Source organism: Bradyrhizobium sp. B120, from assembly GCF_049075665.1.
In the GTDB taxonomy this organism is placed as follows: Bacteria; Pseudomonadota; Alphaproteobacteria; order Rhizobiales; family Xanthobacteraceae; genus Bradyrhizobium.
This window is the reverse complement of record NZ_CP185242.1, coordinates 1,393,652-1,414,072: the sequence shown is the minus strand read 5'-3', so window position 1 is coordinate 1,414,072 and position 20,421 is coordinate 1,393,652. Positions and strand designations below refer to the sequence as shown.

At 66.0% G+C, this 20,421-nt stretch carries 19 protein-coding genes; 14 read left to right on the top strand and 5 right to left on the bottom strand.

Features of this window, described 5'->3' with window-relative positions:
* Positions 1-29: 29 nt before the first annotated feature.
* From ACOIX3_RS06745 to arfB, 8 genes are all read left to right on the top strand, one after another.
* Positions 30-1,013 carry a bifunctional riboflavin kinase/FAD synthetase gene (locus tag ACOIX3_RS06745; protein ID WP_420968998.1) on the top strand — a complete coding sequence of 328 codons (984 nt, stop codon included), beginning with the start codon at positions 30-32 and terminating at the stop codon, positions 1,011-1,013.
* Between the two features lie 17 nt (positions 1,014-1,030).
* Positions 1,031-1,558: a sugar O-acetyltransferase gene (locus tag ACOIX3_RS06740; RefSeq protein ID WP_342713442.1), complete on the top strand. Its 528-nt coding sequence runs from the start codon at positions 1,031-1,033 to the stop codon at positions 1,556-1,558.
* A 212-nt stretch (positions 1,559-1,770) separates the two neighbouring features.
* On the top strand, positions 1,771-4,773 hold the full coding sequence (gene ileS, locus ACOIX3_RS06735; protein ID WP_420968997.1) for an isoleucine--tRNA ligase: 3,003 nt from the start codon (positions 1,771-1,773) through the stop codon (positions 4,771-4,773).
* A 147-nt stretch (positions 4,774-4,920) separates the two neighbouring features.
* Positions 4,921-5,418, top strand: a complete 498-nt coding sequence (gene lspA / locus ACOIX3_RS06730; protein ID WP_420968996.1) for a signal peptidase II — start codon at positions 4,921-4,923, stop codon at positions 5,416-5,418.
* A 100-nt stretch (positions 5,419-5,518) separates the two neighbouring features.
* The gene (locus ACOIX3_RS06725) at positions 5,519-6,250 is read left to right on the top strand and encodes a hypothetical protein (protein ID WP_420968995.1); all 732 of its coding nucleotides are present in this window, start codon (positions 5,519-5,521) and stop codon (positions 6,248-6,250) included.
* A gap of 149 nt (positions 6,251-6,399) precedes the next feature.
* Positions 6,400-7,791, top strand: a complete 1,392-nt coding sequence (locus tag ACOIX3_RS06720) for a M16 family metallopeptidase (protein WP_420968994.1) — start codon at positions 6,400-6,402, stop codon at positions 7,789-7,791.
* Positions 7,792-7,841: 50 nt separating this feature from the next.
* A complete protein-coding gene (locus tag ACOIX3_RS06715; RefSeq protein ID WP_420971671.1) occupies positions 7,842-9,152 on the top strand; it encodes a M16 family metallopeptidase in 1,311 nt (436 codons plus the stop codon).
* Between the two features lie 317 nt (positions 9,153-9,469).
* Positions 9,470-9,889 (top strand): alternative ribosome rescue aminoacyl-tRNA hydrolase ArfB, encoded by a 420-nt coding sequence (arfB, locus tag ACOIX3_RS06710; protein WP_420968993.1) that lies wholly within the window; start codon positions 9,470-9,472, stop codon positions 9,887-9,889.
* A 52-nt stretch (positions 9,890-9,941) separates the two neighbouring features.
* On the opposite strand, the gene ACOIX3_RS06705 is transcribed toward arfB, so the two are convergent.
* Entirely contained in the window at positions 9,942-10,247 is a 306-nt protein-coding gene (locus ACOIX3_RS06705) for a hypothetical protein (RefSeq protein ID WP_420968992.1), read from the bottom strand.
* 390 nt (positions 10,248-10,637) lie between these two features.
* Here ACOIX3_RS06705 and ACOIX3_RS06700 point away from each other — a divergent pair, with 390 nt between their 5' ends.
* From ACOIX3_RS06700 to ACOIX3_RS06685, 4 genes are read left to right on the top strand one after another with little or no spacing between them, the layout of a single operon-like run.
* Positions 10,638-10,958, top strand: coding sequence for a c-type cytochrome (locus ACOIX3_RS06700; RefSeq protein ID WP_420971670.1), 321 nt, complete (start codon positions 10,638-10,640; stop codon positions 10,956-10,958).
* Positions 10,959-11,354, top strand: coding sequence for a VOC family protein (locus ACOIX3_RS06695; RefSeq protein WP_420968991.1), 396 nt, complete (start codon positions 10,959-10,961; stop codon positions 11,352-11,354).
* A gap of 32 nt (positions 11,355-11,386) precedes the next feature.
* Positions 11,387-11,935: a gluconate 2-dehydrogenase subunit 3 family protein gene (locus ACOIX3_RS06690; RefSeq protein WP_420968990.1), complete on the top strand. Its 549-nt coding sequence runs from the start codon at positions 11,387-11,389 to the stop codon at positions 11,933-11,935.
* A 24-nt stretch (positions 11,936-11,959) separates the two neighbouring features.
* The gene (locus tag ACOIX3_RS06685) at positions 11,960-13,528 is read left to right on the top strand and encodes a GMC family oxidoreductase (protein ID WP_420968989.1); all 1,569 of its coding nucleotides are present in this window, start codon (positions 11,960-11,962) and stop codon (positions 13,526-13,528) included.
* 87 nt (positions 13,529-13,615) lie between these two features.
* Here the strand turns inward: ACOIX3_RS06685 and ACOIX3_RS06680 are convergent, their stop codons facing one another.
* Positions 13,616-13,936: a ribbon-helix-helix domain-containing protein gene (locus tag ACOIX3_RS06680; RefSeq protein WP_420968988.1), complete on the bottom strand. Its 321-nt coding sequence runs from the start codon at positions 13,934-13,936 to the stop codon at positions 13,616-13,618.
* Positions 13,937-14,168: 232 nt separating this feature from the next.
* Between ACOIX3_RS06680 and mutL the strand changes: the two genes are divergently transcribed.
* A complete protein-coding gene (gene mutL / locus ACOIX3_RS06675) occupies positions 14,169-15,986 on the top strand; it encodes a DNA mismatch repair endonuclease MutL (RefSeq protein WP_420968987.1) in 1,818 nt (605 codons plus the stop codon).
* Between the two features lie 191 nt (positions 15,987-16,177).
* Here the strand turns inward: mutL and ACOIX3_RS06670 are convergent, their stop codons facing one another.
* The 3 genes from ACOIX3_RS06670 to ACOIX3_RS06660 form a co-directional block, all read right to left on the bottom strand.
* The gene (locus tag ACOIX3_RS06670) at positions 16,178-16,795 is read right to left on the bottom strand and encodes a hypothetical protein (protein WP_420968986.1); all 618 of its coding nucleotides are present in this window, start codon (positions 16,793-16,795) and stop codon (positions 16,178-16,180) included.
* Positions 16,796-16,889: 94 nt separating this feature from the next.
* A complete protein-coding gene (gene rsmD / locus ACOIX3_RS06665; protein ID WP_420968985.1) occupies positions 16,890-17,447 on the bottom strand; it encodes a 16S rRNA (guanine(966)-N(2))-methyltransferase RsmD in 558 nt (185 codons plus the stop codon).
* 201 nt (positions 17,448-17,648) lie between these two features.
* Positions 17,649-19,820, bottom strand: coding sequence for a pseudouridine synthase (locus ACOIX3_RS06660; RefSeq protein WP_420968984.1), 2,172 nt, complete (start codon positions 19,818-19,820; stop codon positions 17,649-17,651).
* Between the two features lie 141 nt (positions 19,821-19,961).
* Here ACOIX3_RS06660 and ACOIX3_RS06655 point away from each other — a divergent pair, with 141 nt between their 5' ends.
* Entirely contained in the window at positions 19,962-20,408 is a 447-nt protein-coding gene (locus tag ACOIX3_RS06655) for a nucleoside deaminase (RefSeq protein WP_420968983.1), read from the top strand.
* Positions 20,409-20,421 lie beyond the last annotated feature (13 nt).

Sequence of the window (20,421 nt, the reverse complement as noted above, 5' to 3'; positions counted from 1 at the left end):
TGCTTAAGAATCCTTGAAGAATACCTGACATGAGCACCGGCTTTACCGTTATCCGCGACAACACCCCTGAAAGCGCCATTCCGAAGGGCGCCGTGGTCGCGATGGGAAATTTCGACGGCGTCCATCTCGGTCACCGCGCCGTGATCGGCGCGGCGCTGGCGATGGGCAAGACGCACGGCGTGCCCGCGCTCGCCGTGACCTTCGAACCGCATCCGCGCAGTTTCTTCAGCCCGAACACCCCGCAATTCCGTCTCACGGACGAGACCAACAAGCTGCGGCTGCTCGCGGCTACCGGGCTCGCCGGCGCCGTCGTCATGACGTTCGACAAGGCGCGCGCCGGGACCACGGCACAGGACTTCATTCACCATGACCTGATCGGCCGGCTCGGCATCAGCGGCATCGCAGTCGGCTACGACTTCCATTTCGGCAAGGGCCGGGTCGGCTCGCCGAGCCTCTTGGTCAGCGAAGCGCCGCGGCTCGGCATCGAGGTCGATGTGCAGGCCCATGTCGACATCGAGGAACGCCCGGTCTCCTCCAGCGCCATCCGCATGGCGCTCGCCGAAGGCCAGATCGACGATGCCACCACGATGCTCGGCGGCCCGTGGTTTGCGACCGGCAAGGTGATCCATGGCGAGAAGCGCGGCCGCGACCTCGGTTACCCCACGGCCAACATCCGCCTCGACAAGCATTGCGGCTTGAAGCACGGCATCTATGCGGTGCGGGTCGGCAAGGTCCACGGAAACGACAAGGTGCGGTTCGACGGCGTCGCAAGCTTCGGGCGCCGGCCGACCTTCGACAACGGCGCGCCGCTGCTCGAAGTGTTCCTGTTCGACTTCAAGGGCGATCTCTACGACACGGTCCTCGATGTCGCCTTCATCAGTTTCATTCGCGAAGAGCTGAAATTCGACACCATCGAAGCGTTGATACGCCAGATGGATGACGACAGCGCCAGGGCGCGCGCGGCATTGGCCGCAGCTCCCGACGCGTTCCCGCAGCTCGGAGTGATTGGTTGAGAACAGAGAAAGAGAAAATGCTGGCGGGCGAGCTCTATCGCCCGGATGCCGAGCTTGCCGCCGACCATACCGCGGCGGAACATTGGATGGCGCGCTACAACGCGTCAGGCGCATCGTCCGCGGCCGAATTGCACGCCCTGCTCTCCGCGCGCTTCCGAAAGGTCGGCAAGGACGCCGTGATCCGCCCGCCGTTCTTCTGCGACTACGGCAGCAATATCAGCCTCGGCGACGGCGTGTTCCTCAACTTCAATTGCGTCATCCTCGACGTCGTCGAGGTCACAATCGGTGATCGCACCCAGATCGGACCCGCGGTGCAGATCTATACCGCCGACCATCCGCGCGACGCCGCGACCCGGCGCGCCGGGCTGGAATTCGGCCGCCCGATCCGGATCGGCAGCGACGTCTGGATCGGCGGCGGTGCCATCATCCTGCCGGGCGTCACGATCGGCGACGGCGCCCTGGTCGGGGCCGGCAGCGTGGTGACGCGGGACGTCGCCCCCGGCGCGACCGTGGCAGGAAATCCGGCCCGGCCGCGGCAGGCTTAGGGCGGCCCGGCGGGGCTCGATTTGCCGGCGGCGGGGGCTTTGCGATTTCCCCGCTTGGCTGCTATGGAAAACCCATGTTTTCGCGGCGCATCATACGGATTAGCGGCCCGGCTTCCGCCTGAGCTTGAAGGCTCGGCGCAAGACCGGGACTTCGTCGTTTCACCCGCGATTGATCGCGTTTCCGCGCCCGCACCTGCCAAATCAGAGCTTTTATGTCCGACAAGCCGCAAAAGACCGACGCTAACGACTATTCCAAGACCCTTTACCTGCCGCAGACGGAATTCCCGATGCGCGCCGGCCTGCCCCAGCGCGAGCCGGAAATCCTGAAATACTGGAACGACATCGGCCTCTACGACAGGCTTCGCCGGGAAGCCGAGGGCCGCGCCAAATTCGTGCTGCATGACGGCCCGCCCTACGCCAACGGCAACATCCATATCGGCCACGCGCTGAACAAGATCCTCAAGGACGTCGTGACCAAGAGCCAGCAGATGCTCGGCTTCGACTCCAACTATGTGCCGGGCTGGGACTGCCACGGCCTGCCGATCGAATGGAAGATCGAGGAGGAGAACTACCGCTCCAAGGGCAAGCAGAAGCCCGACTTCCGCGACTCCGCCGCGATGGTCGCGTTCCGCAGGGAATGCCGCGCCTATGCGACGCACTGGATCAACGTGCAGCGCGAGGAGTTCAAGCGGCTCGGCATCATCGGCGACTGGGATCATCCCTACGAGACGATGAGCTATCCGGCCGAGGCGCAGATCGCCCGCGAGCTGATGAAGTTCGCCGCCAACGGCACGCTGTATCGCGGCTCCAAGCCGGTGATGTGGAGCGTGGTCGAGAAGACTGCGCTCGCCGAAGCCGAGGTCGAGTACGAGGACTACACCTCCGACATGGTGTGGGTGAAATTCCCGGTCACCTCGCCGGCGCATGGTGCGCTGGCCAGTGCCTCGGTCGTGATCTGGACCACCACGCCGTGGACGCTGCCCGGCAACCGGGCGATCTCGTTCTCGCCGAAGATCGCCTACGGCCTCTACAAGGTCTCGGACGCGCCCGCCGACAATTGGGCGAAGACCGGCGATCTCCTGATCCTGGCCGATGCGCTCGCCGCGGAGGTCTTCAAGCAGGCGCGCGTCACGTCCTATGAGAAGGTCCGCGATATCCCCGGCGACACGCTGGACGCCGTCGAATGCGCCCATCCGCTGCGCGGCTTTGGCGGCGGCTACGAATTCATCGTGCCGCTGCTCGCCGGCGAGCATGTCACCGACGACACCGGCACCGGCTTCGTGCACACCGCGCCGAGCCACGGCCGCGAGGACTTCGATGTCTGGACCGCCAACACCCGCGAGCTCGATGCCCGCGGCATCCCGACTGCGATCCCCTATACGGTCGACGAGAACGGCGCCTACACCGCGCAGGCGCCGGGCTTCACCGGAAAGCGCGTGCTCAACGACAAGGGCGAGAAGGGCGACGCCAACGAGGCGGTGATCAAGGCGCTGATCGAGGCCGGCAAGCTGCTGGCGCGCGGCCGCCTCAAGCACCAGTACCCGCATTCCTGGCGCTCCAAGAAGCCGGTGATCTTCCGCAACACGCCGCAATGGTTCATCGCGATGGACAAGCCCATCGCGGAAGATGGCTATGCCAAGAAGGGCGACACGCTGCGCGCCCGCGCGCTGCAGGCGATCTCGGTCACGCAATGGGTGCCGCCGGCCGGCGAGAACCGCATCAACGGCATGATCGCCAACCGTCCCGACTGGGTGATCTCGCGGCAGCGCGCCTGGGGCGTGCCGATCGCCGTGTTCGTGCGCGAGAAGGCCGACGGTTCGGCCGAGATCCTGCAGGACGAGGTGGTCAACCAGCGCATCACCGAAGCATTCATGGAGGAAGGCGCCGACGCCTGGTACATGGACGGCGCCCGCGAGCGCTTCCTCGGGAGCCGCGCGTCGGAGAACTGGAAGAAGGTCGACGACATCTGCGACGTCTGGTTCGATTCCGGCTCCACGCACGCCTTCGTGCTGGAAGACCGCCAGAACTTCCCGCAGCTCGGCAACATCGTCCGCAAGATCGACGGCGGCAACGACACCGTGATGTATCTGGAAGGAAGCGACCAGCATCGCGGCTGGTTCCACTCGTCGCTGCTGGAAAGCGCCGGCACGCGCGGCCGCGCGCCGTATGACATCGTGCTGACCCACGGCTTCACGCTCGACGAGAACGGCCGCAAGATGTCGAAGTCGCTCGGCAACACGGTCGAGCCGCAAAAGGTGATCAAGGATTCCGGCGCGGATATCCTGCGCCTGTGGGTCTGCGCCACCGACTATGCCGACGACCAGCGCATCGGCCCGGAGATCCTGAAGAACACCATCGAGACCTATCGCAAGCTGCGCAACTCGATCCGCTGGATGCTCGGCACGCTGCATCATTTCAAGCCGAGCGAGAAGGTCGCCTTCGCCGAGATGCCCGAGCTCGAGCGGCTGATGCTGCACGAACTAGCCGGCCACACCGAGACCATCCGCAAGGCCTATGCCGCGTTCGACTACAAGACCGTGGTCGCAACGCTCGCGGCCTTCATGAACTCGGAGCTGTCGGCGTTCTACTTCGACATCCGCAAGGATACGCTGTATTGCGACCCGCCGTCCTCGGTGGCGCGCAAGGCGGCGCTGACCACGATCGACCTGCTCTGCGACGCGATCCTGAAATGGCTGGCGCCGATCCTGAGCTTCACCACCGACGAAGCCTGGCGGATGTACCGGCCGAACGCCGAGCCCTCGGTGCATCTCACGCTGTTCCCCGAAGGTCTCGAGCAGTTCCGCGACGACGCGCTCGCCGCGAAGTGGGAGACGATCCGCAACGTCCGCCGCGTCGTCACCGGTGCGCTCGAGCTCGAGCGCGCCGCCAAGCGGATCGGCTCCTCGCTCGAGGCCTCGCCGGTGATCTACATCGCTGACCGCGAGATGCTGGCAACGTTGTTCGACATCGATCTCGCCGAGGTCTGCATCACCTCGAACTACGAGGTGCGCGAGGGCGAGGCGCCGGCCAATGCCTTCCGCCTCGATGCCGTGCCCGGCGTCGCGGTGGTGGTCGAGAAGGCGGTCGGCACCAAATGCGCACGCTCGTGGAAGATCCTGCCTGATATCGGCGAGGATCCCGAATATCCCGACGTCTCGCCGCGCGACGCGCAAGCGCTGCGCGAATGGAAGGCGCTGGGGGTCAGCATCTCCTAACTCGCCGTCGTCCCGGGCTTGACCCGGGACCCATAACCACCGCTGTCTCGAACGGACGAAGGTGATGACCCCGAGTCATTCAAACAATACCCGGCACGGCGTATGGGTCCCTGCTTTCGCAGGGACGACACCTTTGGTGGGCTGGCAATGACCCCTCCCGTTCGCGCCGGTGTGCTGGCGGCGGTCATCACCCTGATCGCCGACCAGGCCTCCAAGCTCTGGCTGCTGTTCGTCTTCGGCATTGGCCACCGCGGCGCGGTCGAGGTGACGCCGTTCTTCGACCTGGTGCTGGCCTGGAATCCCGGCATCAGCTTCGGCTGGTTTCAGAGCGAGACCCCGGCGGCCCAGATCCTGCTGATGGTGATCAAGGCCGCGGCCGTGATCGCGCTGGCGATCTGGATGGCGCGGTCGCGGACCTGGCTAGCGACCCTCTCGCTCGGCCTGATCATCGGCGGTGCGATCGGCAACGGGATCGACCGCTTCGCCTATGGCGCCGTGGTCGATTTTGCCCTGTTTCATATCGAGATCGGGGGAAAAACCTTCAATTGGTACATATTCAACCTCGCCGATGTGGCGATCGTTGCTGGCGTGGCGGCCCTATTGTATGATTCCGTCATGGGGACCCCCGCCGTAAAAGCGCCCTGATCCCGGCCGATACGAACCGGTCGGCGGCCGACCTGCACCCAGCGAAACTGTGCGCTAAGCCAGTGATCGCTTTGGTGAATTTTGAGATGGGAATAGCGCGATGCGCAACACCAAAGTCCGCGGTTACCTGATCGAGACGTCCCGGCTGCCGCTGATGCGCGGCCTGCGTCTGGCGTTCGTTGCGGCCGGGATTGGCCTCGTCATGACGGCCGGCCCGGTGCGTGCCGGCGACGATGAAGACGACGGCGATGACGGCCTGACCTTCGAAGAGCGGATCGTCGACAATCTGATGACCGGGCTCGGCGCCAAGAGCGCCGCCAGCAAGGGCATCGATTATCGCGAGCGCTCGCCGCTGGTGGTGCCGCCGAAGCTCGACCTGCCGCCGCCTGCCACAGCCGCCCAGGTCAACGCGCCGAACTGGCCGAAGGACCCCGATATCGCGGCGCGCAAGGCTGCGATCGCGGCGCGCAAGAAGGAAGTCAAGAAGGAGCCGTGGCAGTCAGCGGTGGCGTTGACGCCGGCCGAGATCGAGGCGGGCCGCAAGCAGCAGACGGCCACCGAGGGCCGCAGAGAGCCGCTCGAGCCGGGCACCAACACCAATCCGTCGCTGATGCCGAGCCAGCTCGGCTACAACGGCGGTCTGCTCGGCATCTTCAAGGGGAACAGCAGCGAGTCCAAGCCGTTCCCGGGCGAGCCGACGCGCGAATCCCTGACCGAGCCCCCTCCGGGCTACCAGACGCCGTCCTCGGGCTTTGACTATGGCACAGGCCCGATGAAGCCGAAGGTGAACGAGGGCCAGTACGACGTCATGACCGGAAAACCGATCCAGTGACGCTTGGCCTGTTTGGGCGAAGGCTGACATGAGCAAAGCTTAATGCGGGGGGACATCCGTCTCTCCGCTTCGTGACGACTGGCACGGACCGCACCGTGTACGATGGCGTCTTTCATGCCCGGCCATCAGTTCAGGCTTCCATAAGGACCATGATGCCCTCACGCCGATCGATTGCCCTGTTCGCTGCTGCCTTTGTTTCAACCATCCCGCTGTCGGGCAGCAGCCTCCGCGCCCAGACCACCGTCACCTCGGAACGCCCTGCGAGCTTCACGCTCGACAACGGCCTGCAGGTCGTGGTGATTCCCGATCACCGCACGCCCGTCGTGACGCAGATGATCTGGTACAAGGTCGGCTCCGCCGACGAGACGCCGGGCAAATCGGGCCTCGCGCATTTCCTCGAGCACCTGATGTTCAAGGGTACCGCCAAGCACCCGGCCGGCGAGTTCTCGCAGACCGTGCTGCGCATCGGCGGCAACGAGAACGCCTTCACCTCCAACGACTACACCGGCTACTTCCAGCGCGTGCCGCGCGAGCAGCTGCCCACCATGATGGAGTTCGAGGCCGATCGCATGACCGGCCTGATCCTGAAGGATGAGAATGTGCTGCCCGAGCGCGACGTCGTGCTCGAGGAATTCAACATGCGGGTTGCCAACAACCCGGATGCAAGGCTCACCGAGCAGATCATGGCCGCGCTCTATCTCAACCATCCCTACGGCCGGCCGGTGATCGGCTGGCACCAGGAGATCGAGAAGCTCGACCGCGAGGATGCGCTCGCCTTCTACCGCCGCTTCTACGCGCCGAACAACGCGATCCTGGTCATCGCCGGCGATGTCGACGTCAAGGACATCCGCCCGCTGGTCGAGAAGAATTTCGGCCCGATCCCGGCGCAGCGTGCGATCCCCGAGAAGCGTGTCCGGCCGCAGGAGCCGACACCGGCCGCGCCGCGCACCGTGACGCTGTCGGATCCCCGCGTCGAACAGCCGAACCTGCGCCGCTACTATCTGGTGCCGTCAGCGACCACGGCGGCGGCGGGCGAGAGCCAGGCGCTCGATGTGCTCGCGCAATTGATGGGCGGCGGCGCCAACTCCTACCTCTATCGCTCGCTGGTGATCGACAAGGGCCTCGCGATCTCGGCCGGCGCCGGCTACCAGGGCACCGCGCTCGATCCGTCGCAATTCTCGATCGCGGTGACGCCCAAGGCCGGCGTCGAGTTCGCCCAGATCGAGGACGCGATCGACAAGGTGATCGCCGATCTCGCGCAGAACCCCGCGCGCGCCGAGGACCTCGAGCGAGTCAAGACCCAGCTGATCGCGGAGGCGATCTACGCCCAGGACAACCAGGCGACGCTGGCGCGCTGGTATGGCGGCGCGCTGACCACCGGGCTCGGCATCGACGACATCAGGAGCTGGCCGGATCGCGTTCGCGCCGTCACCGCCGAGCAGGTGCGCGCAGCAGCCGCCACCTGGCTCGACAAGAAGCGGTCGGTGACCGGCTATCTGATCAAGGATACTGCGCCGAAACGCGAGGAGAAGCGCTCGTGATCTATTCCCTCACCCGCCGCGCGGCGCTGATCGGCGGCGCCTGCGCCGCGATGCTGACGCTGACGTCAGCGCCCTCGCAGGCTGCGGCCAAGATCCAGCGGCTGGTGTCGCCCGGCGGCATCGAAGCGTGGTTCGTGCAGGACGCCACCGTGCCGCTGATCGCGATGGAATATTCCTTCGGCGGCGGCGCCAGCCAGGATCCGCCCGGCAAGCCCGGCGTCGGCAATCTGGTCGCCGACCTGCTCGACGAGGGCTCCGGCGATCTCGATTCCAAGACCTATCATGAGCGGCTCGAGCGCCGCGCCATCGAGCTCAGCTTCCAGTCCAACCGCGATCAGTTCCGCGGCTCGCTGCGCATGCTCAAGGACAACAAGGACGAAGCCTACGACCTGTTGCGGATGGCGCTGACCTCGGCGCGGTTCGAGCCGAAGGACGTCGAACGCATCCGCGCCCAGGTGATCTCGAACCTGCGCCGCGAATCGACCAATCCGTCCTCGCTGTCCGGCCGCAAGTTCCTCGAGCTCGCCTTCGGCGATCACCCCTATGCCAGGGCGGCGACCGGCACGCTCGAGAGCGTGCCGACCATCGAGATTGCCGATCTGAAGGACTATGTCCGCCGCATCATCGCCAAGGACACGCTGCGCATCGCCGTGGTCGGCGACGTCGATGCCGATACGCTCGGCAAGCTGCTGGACAAGACCTTCGGCAGCCTGCCGGCCAAGGCCGAATTGACCGCGATTCCCGACGTCGTGGCGACCAAGCCGCCGCAGCGCGCCTTTGTCCCGCTCGACGTGCCGCAGACCGTCGTCACCTTCGGCGGCCCCGGCATCAACAGGCACGACCCGGATTTCATGGCCGGCTATGTGGTGAACCACATTCTCGGCGGCGGTGGGCTGTCGTCGCGGCTCTACAAGGAAGTGCGCGAGAAGCGCGGGCTGGCCTATTCGATCTATGAAGCGCTGCTCTGGATGGATCACTCCGCGCTGTTCATCGGCAACACCGGCACCCGCGCCGACCGCGCCGGCGAGACCGTCGATGCGATCGAGGCGGAGATCCGCCGCATCGCCGAGGAAGGTCCGACGCAGCAGGAGCTCGACGAGGCGAAGTCCTATCTGAAGGGCTCGCAGATGCTGGCGCTCGACACCTCCTCCAAGCTCGCGCAGGCGATGCTGCAATACCAGCTCGACAAGCTGCCGATCGATTACATCGAGAAGCGCAGCGCCATCGTCGATGCGGTGACGCTCGACGACGTCAAGCGGGTCTCCAAGAGGCTGTGGGGCAACGGCCTGCTCACCGTGATCGTCGGCCGCGCCCCGCAAGCCGCAGCGCAGCCGGCATCGGCGCCGCCGAAGGCGAACTGACGCGGTTCGGCGCGCCGCTCCTTCTCACACCACCGTTGTGGCCACCCCTCTCCCCACCCTCCCCCGCAAGGGGGGAGGGAGCCTGAGAGGCGTGCTCACCTTACATCGCATCACAACTGAAGCTTGAGCGGGTGAGATAGAGTTAGGGACGCGCAGGCGGATGGGCTCCCTCCCCCCTTGCGGGGGAGGGTGGGGAGAGGGGTGGCCGCGAACTCCGACCGCTGACGTAACGAACGCTGCATCAACACCGCCCAAGCACGCGCAACACAAACCCGCTATCCTGCGGCCGCCGATTCTTCCCTGCACCGGGTGATGTCATGCTGCGGCTGTCCCGCGACCTTACGATCGACGAGAATGACATTGAGATCGTCTTTGTCCGCGCCTCCGGTCCGGGCGGGCAGAACGTCAACAAGGTCTCGACCGCAGCCCAGCTTCGCTTCGACACGACCAAGATCGCACTGCCGCAGGACGCGGCGCAGCGGCTGGCGCGGCTCGCCGGCAGCCGCATGACCAAGGACGGCGTGATCGTGATCCAGGCGTTCCGTTTCCGCACCCAGGAGCGCAATCGCTCGGACGCGATCGAGCGGCTGTTCGAGATGCTGAAGGAGGCGATGGTGCGGCCGACACCGCGGCGGCCGACCAGGCCGACGCTCGGCTCAAAGAAGCGCCGGCTCGAGGGCAAGAAACGCCGCAGCGACATCAAGGCGGGCCGCGGCAGTCAACGTTTCGACGATTAGGGAGCACCGGACGCAGCGCGCGGCGCTGCATCCGGAATCCGATCATCGCGGATCAGTACTTCTTGGTTGCAGGCGCCATCTCGGAACCGCCCGACTTCGGTGTGGCGTGGCCGCTGCCGACCGTTCCCTTGTTGCCCGACTTGGCGCTGGTGGCGCTCTTTTGCGTCGGCGACGTCGGTTGCGCCGCCATTTCCTCATCGCCGCTGCCGGACATGCCGCCGCCCTGCTGCATGGTGCCTCGGCCCTGCGCACCACCGCGAAGCTGGGTGTCCGGCGTCGTCGCGCCCTGCGCCAGGACGGGACCGGCCATCGCGGCCGTGATGGCAAGGGCGAGCACGCTGGTCTTTGCAAACGTCATCTATTTCTCCAGGACTTTGATTGACGATGGACGGAGCGGCGCGGGTGGTGCGCCGTTTGCAGCGCCGACCCTGAACCCCATCGCGCGAGATTGAATTTTCCGCAAACGGCGCACGCGCAATGCAAGCGGCGGCGTGTGGTGATCGTGCAGGGATTTCGCGGTCATTTTGCGGATTTGTCGTCCGCATATGCGGCAACGATCGGTTCCGCGCCAGATCAGCGCCCAGCTTTGTTCTGCTGTGAAACAGCCCGCTACTACCAACGGCCGATTTCAGCCTCCTACAGTCACCGCACAGAGGCGGTGATGTATATGACAAAGCTGCGCGCGAGGTGGACGTTGGCGCTGGGATTTTGCAGCGCGATGTTTGCAGTGCAAATGGCGGCTGCGCAAATGCCGTTGCCTGCTGCCAAGCCGCCCGATGGGGCGACACTGTTCAAGCAGCAATGCGCGACCTGCCACACGTCAAACGCGACGGATCCGGCCCGGCAAGGACCGTCGCTCTACAAGATCGTCGGCCGCCATGCCGGCAAGGCCGACGGCTTCAAATATTCCGCGGGCTTCGCCAAGGCTGACTTCGTCTGGGACGACACGAGGCTCGATGCCTGGCTGACCAATCCACAAGAGGTGATCCCCGGCGCCGTGATGGCCTACCGGCAGGCCAAGCCGGAAACCCGCGCCATGATCATCGCCTATCTGAAGGAGCTGAACTGAATGGCGAAACCCGTGCATTCGATGATCCGCGTGTTCGACGAGGCCAAGGCGCTCGACTTCTATCACCGCGCGTTTGGGCTCGAGATCGCGGACAATCTGAGATTTGGCGACTTCGCCCTGATCTATCTGCGCCATCCCTCCTCGCCTTTCGAGGTCGAGCTCACGGTCAATTTCGACCGCAAGGAGCCCTACACGCTCGGCGACGGCTACGGCCATCTCGCCGTCGTCGTCGATGACGTCGATGCCGAGCACGCGCGCTTCGAGAGAGAGAAACTGTCGCCCGGGCCGCTGCGCGACTTCAAGCACGACGGCAAGACGCTGGCGCGCTTCTTCTTCGTCTCGGATCCCGACGGCTACAAGATCGAGGTGATCCAGCGCGGCGGGCGCTTCGGCTAATCGAATCAGAAAATAAACTACGGAGGAAACCCATGAGAGAAATCGATCGACGCAGCAAATATGACCGGCGTGTGTTTCTCAAAGGCGCGGCCGTTACCGCACCCGCAGTCGCGATCGCGACGTCCACGGGGCTTGGCATCACCGATGCGTGGGCCGATGAGGCGGGCACGTTGACGCCGGCCACGATGAAGACGCTGCTGAAGGTGGCGCGCGATATCTATCCGCACGATTTCCTCGGCGACAGCTACTACATCACGGCGGTCAAGCCGTGGGATGACAAGGCCGCCAAGGATCCGGCGGTCAAATCGCTGATCAACGAGGGCGTCGCGAGACTCGATCAGGCGGCCAACGATCGCCACAAGATGCCTTATGCCCAGATCGCCTGGGAGAACGATCGCGTCGGGCTGCTGCAACAGATCGAGCAAAGCGCGTTCTTCCAGAAGATCCGCGGCGACCTCATCGTCTCGCTCTACAACAACAAGGAGGTCTGGCCGCGGTTCGGCTACGAGGGCTCCTCGGCCGAGCATGGCGGCTACATCAAGCGCGGCTTCGCCGATATCGACTGGCTGCCGAAGGCTTGAACACACAACGCCCAGGAGGAAACAATGGCAAAATTCGATCTGAATGACAGCGGCGTTGTCGTGATCGTCGGCTCCGGTGCCGGCGGCGGAACGCTCGGCAATGAACTGGCGCAGAAGGGCGTCAAGGTCGTGATCCTCGAAGCCGGACCGCGCATCGAGAACCAGGACTTCATCAACGATGAATGGGACAGCTTCACGCAGCTCGCCTGGTCCGACGCGCGCTCGACGTCGGGAAGCTGGCGCGTCCACCAGGATTTTCCGGGCCTGCCGGCCTGGATCGTGAAGGCGGTCGGCGGCTCGACCACGCATTGGGCCGGCGCGTCACTGCGTTTCGACGAGCATGAGTTCAAGATCAAGTCGGCCTATGGCGGCATCCCCGGCGCCAACCTGCTGGACTGGCCGATCACGCTCGCCGAGATGGAGCCGTGGTACGCCAAGGCCGAGGACAAGATGGGCGTCACCCGCACCAACGGCATCCCCGGGCTGCCCGGCAACAATAACTTCAAGGTGATGGAAGCCGGCGCCAAGAAGCTCGGCTACAAGGAGGTGCACACCGGGCGGATGGCGATCAACAGCGAACCGCGCGACGGCCGCGGCTCCTGCCAGCAGATCGGCTTCTGCTTCCAGGGCTGCAAGTCCGGCGCCAAATGGTCGACGCTCTACACCGAGATCCCGAAGGGCGAAGCCACCGGCAATCTCGAAGTGCGTCCCGGCAGCATGGTGATCAAGATCGAGCACGACCCGTCCGGCAAGGTCACCGGCGTGGTCTATGCCGATGCGACCGGCGCGATGCAGCGCCAGAAGGCCCGCGTGGTCGCGATTGCCGGCAACTCGATCGAGAGCCCGCGGCTACTTCTCAACAGCGCCTCCAGCATGTTCCCGGACGGGCTCGCCAATTCGTCGGGCCAGGTCGGCCGCAACTACATGCGGCACATGACCGGCAGCGTGTATGCGAGCTTCGAGAAGTCGGTGCACATGTATCGCGGCACCACGATGGCCGGCATCATCCGCGACGAAGCCAAGAACAACCCGAGCCGCGGCTTCGTCGGCGGCTACGAGATGGAGACGCTGTCGCTCGGCCTGCCCTTCATGGCGGCGTTCCTCAATCCCGGCGCCTGGGGCCGCAGCTTCACCAGCGCGATCGAAGGCTATCCGCGGATGGCCGGCATGTGGCTGGTCGGCGAGGACATGCCGCAGGAGACCAACCGCGTCACGCTGGATCCGAAGATCAAGGACAAGTTCGGCCAGCCAGTCGCCAGCGTGCATTTCGACGATCATCCGAACGACATCGCGATGCGCGATCACGCCTACAAGCAGGGCTCCGCGGTCTATGAAGCGGTCGGCGCCACCGTGACCTACCCGACGCCGCCCTATCCCTCGACCCACAACATGGGCACCAACCGGATGAGCGAGAAGCCGCGCGACGGCGTGGTCAACAAGTTCGGCCAGAGCCACGACATCAAGAACCTGTTCGTCTCCGACGGCAGCCAGTTCACGTCAGGCGCGGCGTGCAACCCGACGCTGACGATCGTGTCGCTGGCGATCCGGCAGGCCGACCACATCGCCGGCGCGATGCAGCGCAAGGAGATCTAGGAAGAAATCCAGGTCCCTCTAACTGGCGCGGCCTTGCCCAACTGGACAAGGCCGCTTTTTCTTCCTGTGCGATGGGTCGGCGCGACGCTACTCCGCGGCGTCCATGATCGCCGCCGTCGCGCGATAATCCGACACGACCGCCGGCGCATTCGCCTTGGCGCGGTAGATCAGGCAGGAGCAGCGCAACAGCGACGCGAAATTGTTCACCTCGCCGTGATGGTCGAGCACCTCGTTGTGCAAGGTAGTGAGGAACTTGGCCAAGCTCATGCCTTCCTTGGCCGCGATCTCCTCGAGCGTGTCCCAGAACGACATTTCCAGCCGGATCGAGGTGCAATGGCCGTCAATCCGCAGCGATCTGGTCTGCGATTCATAGTCACGCTGCGGCTGGTGCGCGAAAAGATGGCACATGGCGTTCCTCCGGCGAGAACTTATAATTTTTCTAAACGATATACCTGCGCGTGCGGCCCCACAATCGGGACGTAGGGCGTAACGAGCCGGGCGCCGAAGACGAGCGTCTTCAAGGCGATAGGCCGGAATCATCCCCAACGCGCAGCTGATGGCCGCAGCGCTCCCATGCATTTGCCGGGGCGGTGACTTATAGTAACGGCAAGCCTCGAATCGGTTTCCCAACATTCAATCCATGCCCGTCCGCCAGCTTCCCGAACTGCTCGTCAACCGCATCGCCGCCGGCGAAGTGGTCGAACGCCCTGCGAGCGTCGTCAAGGAACTGGTCGAGAACGCGATCGACGCCGGCGCCAGCCGCATCGACGTTTTCACCGACGGCGGCGGCCGGCGCCGGATCGGCATCACCGACGATGGCGGCGGCATGACGCGGTCAGACCTTGCGCTCGCGGTCGACCGCCACGCCACCTCGAAACTCGACGACGAGGACCTCTTGCGCATTCGCACGCTCGGGTTCCGCGGGGAGGCGCTGCCGTCGATCGGTGCGGTCGCAAAGCTCGGCATCACCACGCGGCATGCCAGCGAACCGCATGCGTGGTCGCTGTCGGTCGAAGGCGGCGAGAAGTCGGAGGTCATGCCGGCCGCGCTCGGCCAGGGCACCCGCGTCGAGGTCAACGAACTGTTCTACGCAACGCCGGCGCGGCTGAAATTCCTCAAGACCGACCGCACCGAGGCGGAGGCGATCCGCGAGGTGGTGCGGCGCCTCGGCATGGCGCGGCCCGACATCGCCTTCACCCTGGCCGGCGAAGAGCGTGCGCCGGTGACCTGGGCCGCGGCGCTGCCCGGTGCGGCCGGCCGGCTGACCCGGCTCGGCGATATCCTGGGCGCGGACTTTCGCGCCAGCGCGATCGAGGTGCGCGCCGAGCGCGAGGGCGTCGTGGTCGAGGGCTTTGCCGCCGCGCCGTCGCTGACCCGCGCCAATGCGCTCGGGCAATATCTGTTCGTCAATGGCCGCCCGGTGCGCGACAAGCTGATCCTCGGCGCGGTGCGCGCGGCCTATTCCGACTATTTGCCGCGCGACCGCCATCCCGTGGTGGCGCTGTTCGTGACCTGCGACCCGCAAGAGGTCGACGCCAATGTGCATCCGGCCAAGACCGAGGTGCGCTTCCGCAATGCCGGTCTGGTGCGCGCGCTGATCGTGCACGCGCTGAAGGATGGCCTCGCGCGCGAGGGCAAGCGCACCGCGGCCAACACCGCCGACGGCGCGACGTTACAGGCGTTCCGCCCCGCCTTCACGCCACCGCGCCCGGGCAATTGGGACTGGCGCAACTCGCCGTCCTATCCGGTCAATCCGCTGCGCGCCTTCGACGGCGCGGCGGCGCCCGCTTTCGCCGAACCCGGTCAGGCCGCCTTCGACGTCGGCACCCCGACCGCCGATGTCCGCTTCGAGGCCGCGGCCGCACCCGATATGCTCGACCGGCCGCTCGGCGCTGCGCGGACCCAGATCCACGAGACCTACATCGTCTCGCAGACCCGCGACGGCCTGATCGTGGTGGATCAGCACGCGGCGCATGAGCGCATCGTCTATGAGAGACTGAAGGCCTCGCTGGCGAAGAACGGCGTGCAGCGGCAGATCCTCTTGATCCCGGAGATCGTCGAGCTCGATGAGGCGACCGTCGAAAAACTGCTCGATCGCGCCGAGGAGCTGGCGTCGTTCGGGCTCGCGATCGAATCCTTCGGCCCCGGCGCGGTCGCCGTGCGCGAGACGCCCTCGCTGCTCGGCAAGGCCAATGCGGCCGGGTTGCTGCGCGACCTCGCCGAGCATATGGCGGAGTGGGACGAGGCGCTGCCGCTGGAGCGCCGTCTGATGCATGTCGCCGCCACCATGGCCTGCCACGGCTCGGTCCGCGCCGGGAGACGCCTCAAGCCGGAAGAGATGAACGCGCTGCTCCGCGAAATGGAAGACACGCCGAACTCCGGCCAGTGCAACCACGGCCGGCCGACCTATGTCGAGTTGAAGCTGAGCGATATCGAGAAGCTGTTCGGGCGAAGGTAGTCTCTATCCCCGTCGTCCCGGGCAAGCCAACGGGTCGGCGCGAAGCGCCGCCCGATGACAGGCTCCGCGCGACCCGGGACCCATAACCACGAATGTCTGGTTTGAGAGAAGCTGGGGCCGCAGCACGCTTCCATAATGCACATTCGTGGTTATGGGTCCCTGCTTTCGCAGGGACGACAGAATAGGACATCCTACGAATTTTTGCGCGCGAACACCTCAAGCGCGGTGCGCAACTGCGCGATCCATTCGTCGCCGTCCTTAAAGCCACCCGCCGCAATGCGGGCGCAGACCTGATCGAGATCATTGCCATCGGCTGGCTGCTTACCGATCCGCCGGACAATCGCGGCATAGCCGTCCACCAGCAGCACGAGGCCGGGCGCGCTCGCTGCAACATATAACTGCCGCGCGTCGCGGAACAGCCGAGACGCGTCGTCGTAGCGGCCGAGCGCAAGGTCGAAGGCCCCTACCATCCAGACACCCGTTGCCTCGCGCAGCGGTGCGAGCCCCAGGCCCCGCACCAGCGCTAACGAACGTTCCGCAAGCTCGCGCGCGGCCAGCAGATTGTCCTGATCGATCGGCTTGTCGGAAACGCTCCAGCCCGGCCAGCAATCGGCCGCCGCATTGTACGTCCAGCGCTGAGCCATCATGAGTGCTTCGCGCTCGTTACCATCCTGCGTGCCGCGACGGCGTTCGATCTGGTCGGCGGCATCGCGCGCCGCCGCAAGCAGTGCCGTGTCATCGCCGACGCCGCGCAACGCCTTGACCCGCGCCTCAAGCTGACCCGCGAGCTCAGCGAGCGTTTCGGCCATGGTTCGTACTCCGCAAACGATGATGAATCAGTCGTGGGGTGAAGCAGAGGTAATCATCTTAGGGTCAGCGGATGACGCTGACATCAATGCGCCCCTACACTTTTTCGCGAAGGAACACGAACTCGGTGTCGTCATACGCCCGCCGCTCGAGCACCTCGAACCCCGCGGGCGCCGCGAACGCCGCGGCCTTCGCCTCCTCGACGACGAGCAGCGCGCCCGGCGTCAGCCAGCCGCCGTCGCGCAGCGAAGCGAGCGCCTTGTCGGCGAGCCCCTTGCCGTAGGGCGGATCGAGGAACACCAGCGAGAACGGCTCGACCGGATGCGCAGGTCCGAGATCGGTGGCATCGCGGCGATAGACCTTGGTGGTCCCGCCAAGGCCGAGCGACTCGACATTGTTGCGCAGCAAGGCTCGCGCCTCGGCGCCATTGTCGACGAACAGCGTGAACTTCGCGCCGCGCGAGACCGCCTCGATGCCGAGCGCACCGGTGCCGGCAAACAGATCGAGCACGCGGGCGTCCTCAATCGGATTGTCGTAGGCGTGGATCAGGATATTGAACACGGACTCGCGCAGGCGGTCCGCGGTCGGACGGATGTCGCGGCCCGACGGCGACGCGAGATTGCGGCCCTTCAATCGCCCGCCAACAACGCGCATCAGGATGCCTCGATGTTGGCCACTCGGGCGGTGTGCTCCCTTCCCCCTTGTGGGGAAGGGTTGGGGAAGGAGGTGCCCCACGGGCAGACCACCCGTGTGGCACCCCCCTCCCTTGCCCTCCCCCACAAGGGGGGAGGGAACGGAGAGAGCGTTGATCGCATCGCAGCGCGTAAAGACGACACATCCATCGTCGCGACCGCTCTACTCGTCCTTCGGCGTGAGATCGCGCTTGCCGTGATAGCCGCGCTTGGGGCGGCGCGGCGGGCCGTAGCCGTTGGCCTCGTCCTCATTGCGGGCGCGGGCTTCCTCGCTGCCGGTGCGTTGCACCAGCACGCGGCGGCCCTTGCGGTCGTTGATCGTCTCGCGCTTGCTGGGCTTCGGCTTCCTGGCGGGCGCATCGTCGCCGTCGGCGGCGTCACGCTGCTCGGGCCGCGCGAAGTCCGCGCCGGCGACCTTGGCGATCTTCTCGCCGAGCTGCTCGCGCAGCACCCGCGTCTTGACCTCCTCGACCTTGCCCTCCTCGAGCTCGCCGAGCTGGAACGGGCCGTAGGAGATCCGGATCAGCCGGTTCACCTCGAGCCCGAGATGCGCCATCACGTTGCGCACCTCGCGGTTCTTGCCCTCGCGGATCGCGAACACCACCCAGACGTTGGCGCTCTGGTCGCGCTCCAGCGTCGCATCGATCGGCCCGTATTTGACGCCGTCGACCTCGACGCCGTCCTTGAGCTGGTCGAGCTGGCCCTGCGTCACCTCGCCATGCGCGCGCACGCGGTAGCGGCGCAGCCATCCGGTGTCGGGATGCTCCAGCGTCCGCGCCAGGCCGCCGTCATTGGTCAGCAGCAGCAGGCCCTCGGTGTTGAAATCGAGCCGGCCGATCGAGATCAGCCGCGGCAAGCCCTCGGGCAGATTGTCGAACACGGTCGGCCGCCCCTCGGGATCGGCATGCGTCGTCATCAGCCCGCGCGGCTTGTGATACATGAACAGCCGGGTCCGCTCGCGCGGCGGCAACGGCTTGCCGTCGACCGCCACGACATCGTTCTCGGTGATATCGAGCGCCGGCGAGTTGATCACCCTTCCGTTGACGGTGACGCGACCCTGGGTGACGATCTCCTCGGCATCGCGGCGCGAGGCGAGGCCGGCGCGCGCCAGCACCTTGGCGATGCGCTCACCCGCCTTCTTCGGCTTCGGCTCGGGACGCTCGCGGCGGTCATCAAAGGCACGTTCGCGATAGGCACCGCGGCCGCCGAACGCCGGGCGCTTGGCAAAGACCTTGCTGTCGTCTTCATTCTCGCGGCGCGGGCGGTCACCGAAACGGCCCTCGCTGCGCGGATGCTCCTGCCAGTCGGTGCGGCCTTCGGGGCGCTCGCGCCGGCGATTGTCGCCACCAGCCTCGTCGCGCTCCCAGCGCGGCCGGCTGAACTTCGGCCGCTCCGGACGATCGCCCTGCTCGCGATCGTCGCGGGAGCGCGAGAAACGCGGCCGCTCGCCGCCACGATCATCGCGCGGCTTGTCGTAGCGCGGCTTGTCGAAATTGCGCGGGCCGTCGCGGAACGGACGCGAACTACGCTCCGGACGATCGGAGCCGCCCTCGCGCTTCTGCCACGGCTTGGATTCGCCGCGCGGCGGCCGGTCGCCAAAGTCCTTGCGCGGGCCGCGATCGCCACCGCGATCCCGATCGCCGCCGCGATCCGACGCACCGCGCTTGAACTTGCTGTCGCCGCCGAATTTCCGTGCGGGCCGGTCGCCGTCGCGCGAAGGACGGTCGCCGAACGATCGCTCGCCACGCGGCGTATAGGGCCGCTTCTCGCCGTCACGTTCGCGCGGCGCGTAAGGCTTCCTGTCGCCGAACTTCCGATCGGAGGACCGCCCCGCCGGGCGCGCATCATCGCGATCGCGCCGCGGCGGGCGATCGTCGCGATTGAAGTTCGGACGGTCGCCACGGGGCGTATAGGGTCGCTTTTCGCCGCCACGATCTTCGCGCGGCTTGAACGAACGCTTTTCGCCATCGCCGGTGCGATCAAATCTCGGCCGGTCTTCGCGCGGCTTGAACGTGCGCTTCTCGCCATCGCCGTCACGCGCGGGGCGATCGCGGAACGGCCGGTCGCCAGGGGGACGATCGTCGCGGTTGAACCTCGGCTTGTCGCCGAACTCGCGGCGCGGCGGACGGTCCTCGCGATCGCCGCGATAGGGCCGCTTTTCGCCATCGCCCTTGCCGGCAAACTTCTTGTCGCCGAAGCCGCGCTTGGCAAATTTCTTGTCCGGCCCGCGGGCGGCGCCGGAGCGGCCCTTGCCGCCGCTGGCGCGGCCCTTGCCACCGCCGGGCCGATCACGCCGGCCGCGGGAATCGTTGTTTTTGTCGCTGTCGCGGGGCATGAATAATCTCGCTGGACGTTCAATTGGGGTGCAAGGGCAGCCGGGCGTACGCGCCCTGTTGGCAGCGCATTTGACGCAAAACCGGCATCCACTTTTGCTGAAGGCGAAGCTACTAGCAGGTTTCTTCCGATGATACGAGGCATGTCAGCCCCTTCTTTCATGGATTTGGCGCTGAAAACGGCCGAAAACGCCGGAAAAGCCGGCGAAGTTCCGATTGGATGCGTGATTGTCCGGGGTTACGAGATCATCGCCACCGCCAGCAATCGCACCCTGACCCACCGCGATCCGACCGCCCATGCGGAAGTCCTGGCGATCCGGCAGGCGGCTGAGGCCATCGGCACCGAGCGGCTGGTCGACTGCGACCTCTACGTGACGCTGGAGCCCTGCACCATGTGCGCCGGCGCGATCTCCTTGGCCCGCATCCGCCGGCTGTATTACGGCGCCGCCGACCCCAAGGGCGGCGCGGTCGAGTCAGGTGTGCGGTTCTTCGCACAGCCGACCTGCCACCACGTGCCAGAGGTCTATGGCGCAGTCGGCGAGACCGAGTCGGCGCGCCTCCTGCGCGAGTTCTTCAGGGAGCGGCGTTAGACATTCTGCGAAT

Bases quoted from the DNA above. Each gene is read 5' to 3' on its own strand.
- ACOIX3_RS06715 (WP_420971671.1), top strand. From the start codon at position 7,842: ATGCTGACGCTGACGTCAGCGCCCTCGCAGGCTGCGGCCAAGATCCAG.
- ACOIX3_RS06725 (WP_420968995.1), top strand. From the start codon at position 5,519: ATGCGCAACACCAAAGTCCGCGGTTACCTGATCGAGACGTCCCGGCTG.
- ACOIX3_RS06660 (WP_420968984.1), bottom strand. From the start codon at position 19,820: ATGCCCCGCGACAGCGACAAAAACAACGATTCCCGCGGCCGGCGTGAT.
- ACOIX3_RS06655 (WP_420968983.1), top strand. From the start codon at position 19,962: ATGTCAGCCCCTTCTTTCATGGATTTGGCGCTGAAAACGGCCGAAAAC.
- ACOIX3_RS06705 (WP_420968992.1), bottom strand. From the start codon at position 10,247: ATGACGTTTGCAAAGACCAGCGTGCTCGCCCTTGCCATCACGGCCGCG.
- rsmD (WP_420968985.1), bottom strand. From the start codon at position 17,447: ATGCGCGTTGTTGGCGGGCGATTGAAGGGCCGCAATCTCGCGTCGCCG.
- ACOIX3_RS06690 (WP_420968990.1), top strand. From the start codon at position 11,387: ATGAGAGAAATCGATCGACGCAGCAAATATGACCGGCGTGTGTTTCTC.
- ACOIX3_RS06695 (WP_420968991.1), top strand. From the start codon at position 10,959: ATGGCGAAACCCGTGCATTCGATGATCCGCGTGTTCGACGAGGCCAAG.
- ACOIX3_RS06685 (WP_420968989.1), top strand. From the start codon at position 11,960: ATGGCAAAATTCGATCTGAATGACAGCGGCGTTGTCGTGATCGTCGGC.
- ileS (WP_420968997.1), top strand. From the start codon at position 1,771: ATGTCCGACAAGCCGCAAAAGACCGACGCTAACGACTATTCCAAGACC.
- ACOIX3_RS06720 (WP_420968994.1), top strand. From the start codon at position 6,400: ATGATGCCCTCACGCCGATCGATTGCCCTGTTCGCTGCTGCCTTTGTT.
- ACOIX3_RS06740 (WP_342713442.1), top strand. From the start codon at position 1,031: ATGCTGGCGGGCGAGCTCTATCGCCCGGATGCCGAGCTTGCCGCCGAC.
- ACOIX3_RS06745 (WP_420968998.1), top strand. From the start codon at position 30: ATGAGCACCGGCTTTACCGTTATCCGCGACAACACCCCTGAAAGCGCC.
- lspA (WP_420968996.1), top strand. From the start codon at position 4,921: ATGACCCCTCCCGTTCGCGCCGGTGTGCTGGCGGCGGTCATCACCCTG.
- ACOIX3_RS06680 (WP_420968988.1), bottom strand. From the start codon at position 13,936: ATGTGCCATCTTTTCGCGCACCAGCCGCAGCGTGACTATGAATCGCAG.
- arfB (WP_420968993.1), top strand. From the start codon at position 9,470: ATGCTGCGGCTGTCCCGCGACCTTACGATCGACGAGAATGACATTGAG.
- mutL (WP_420968987.1), top strand. From the start codon at position 14,169: ATGCCCGTCCGCCAGCTTCCCGAACTGCTCGTCAACCGCATCGCCGCC.
- ACOIX3_RS06700 (WP_420971670.1), top strand. From the start codon at position 10,638: ATGCCGTTGCCTGCTGCCAAGCCGCCCGATGGGGCGACACTGTTCAAG.
- ACOIX3_RS06670 (WP_420968986.1), bottom strand. From the start codon at position 16,795: ATGGCCGAAACGCTCGCTGAGCTCGCGGGTCAGCTTGAGGCGCGGGTC.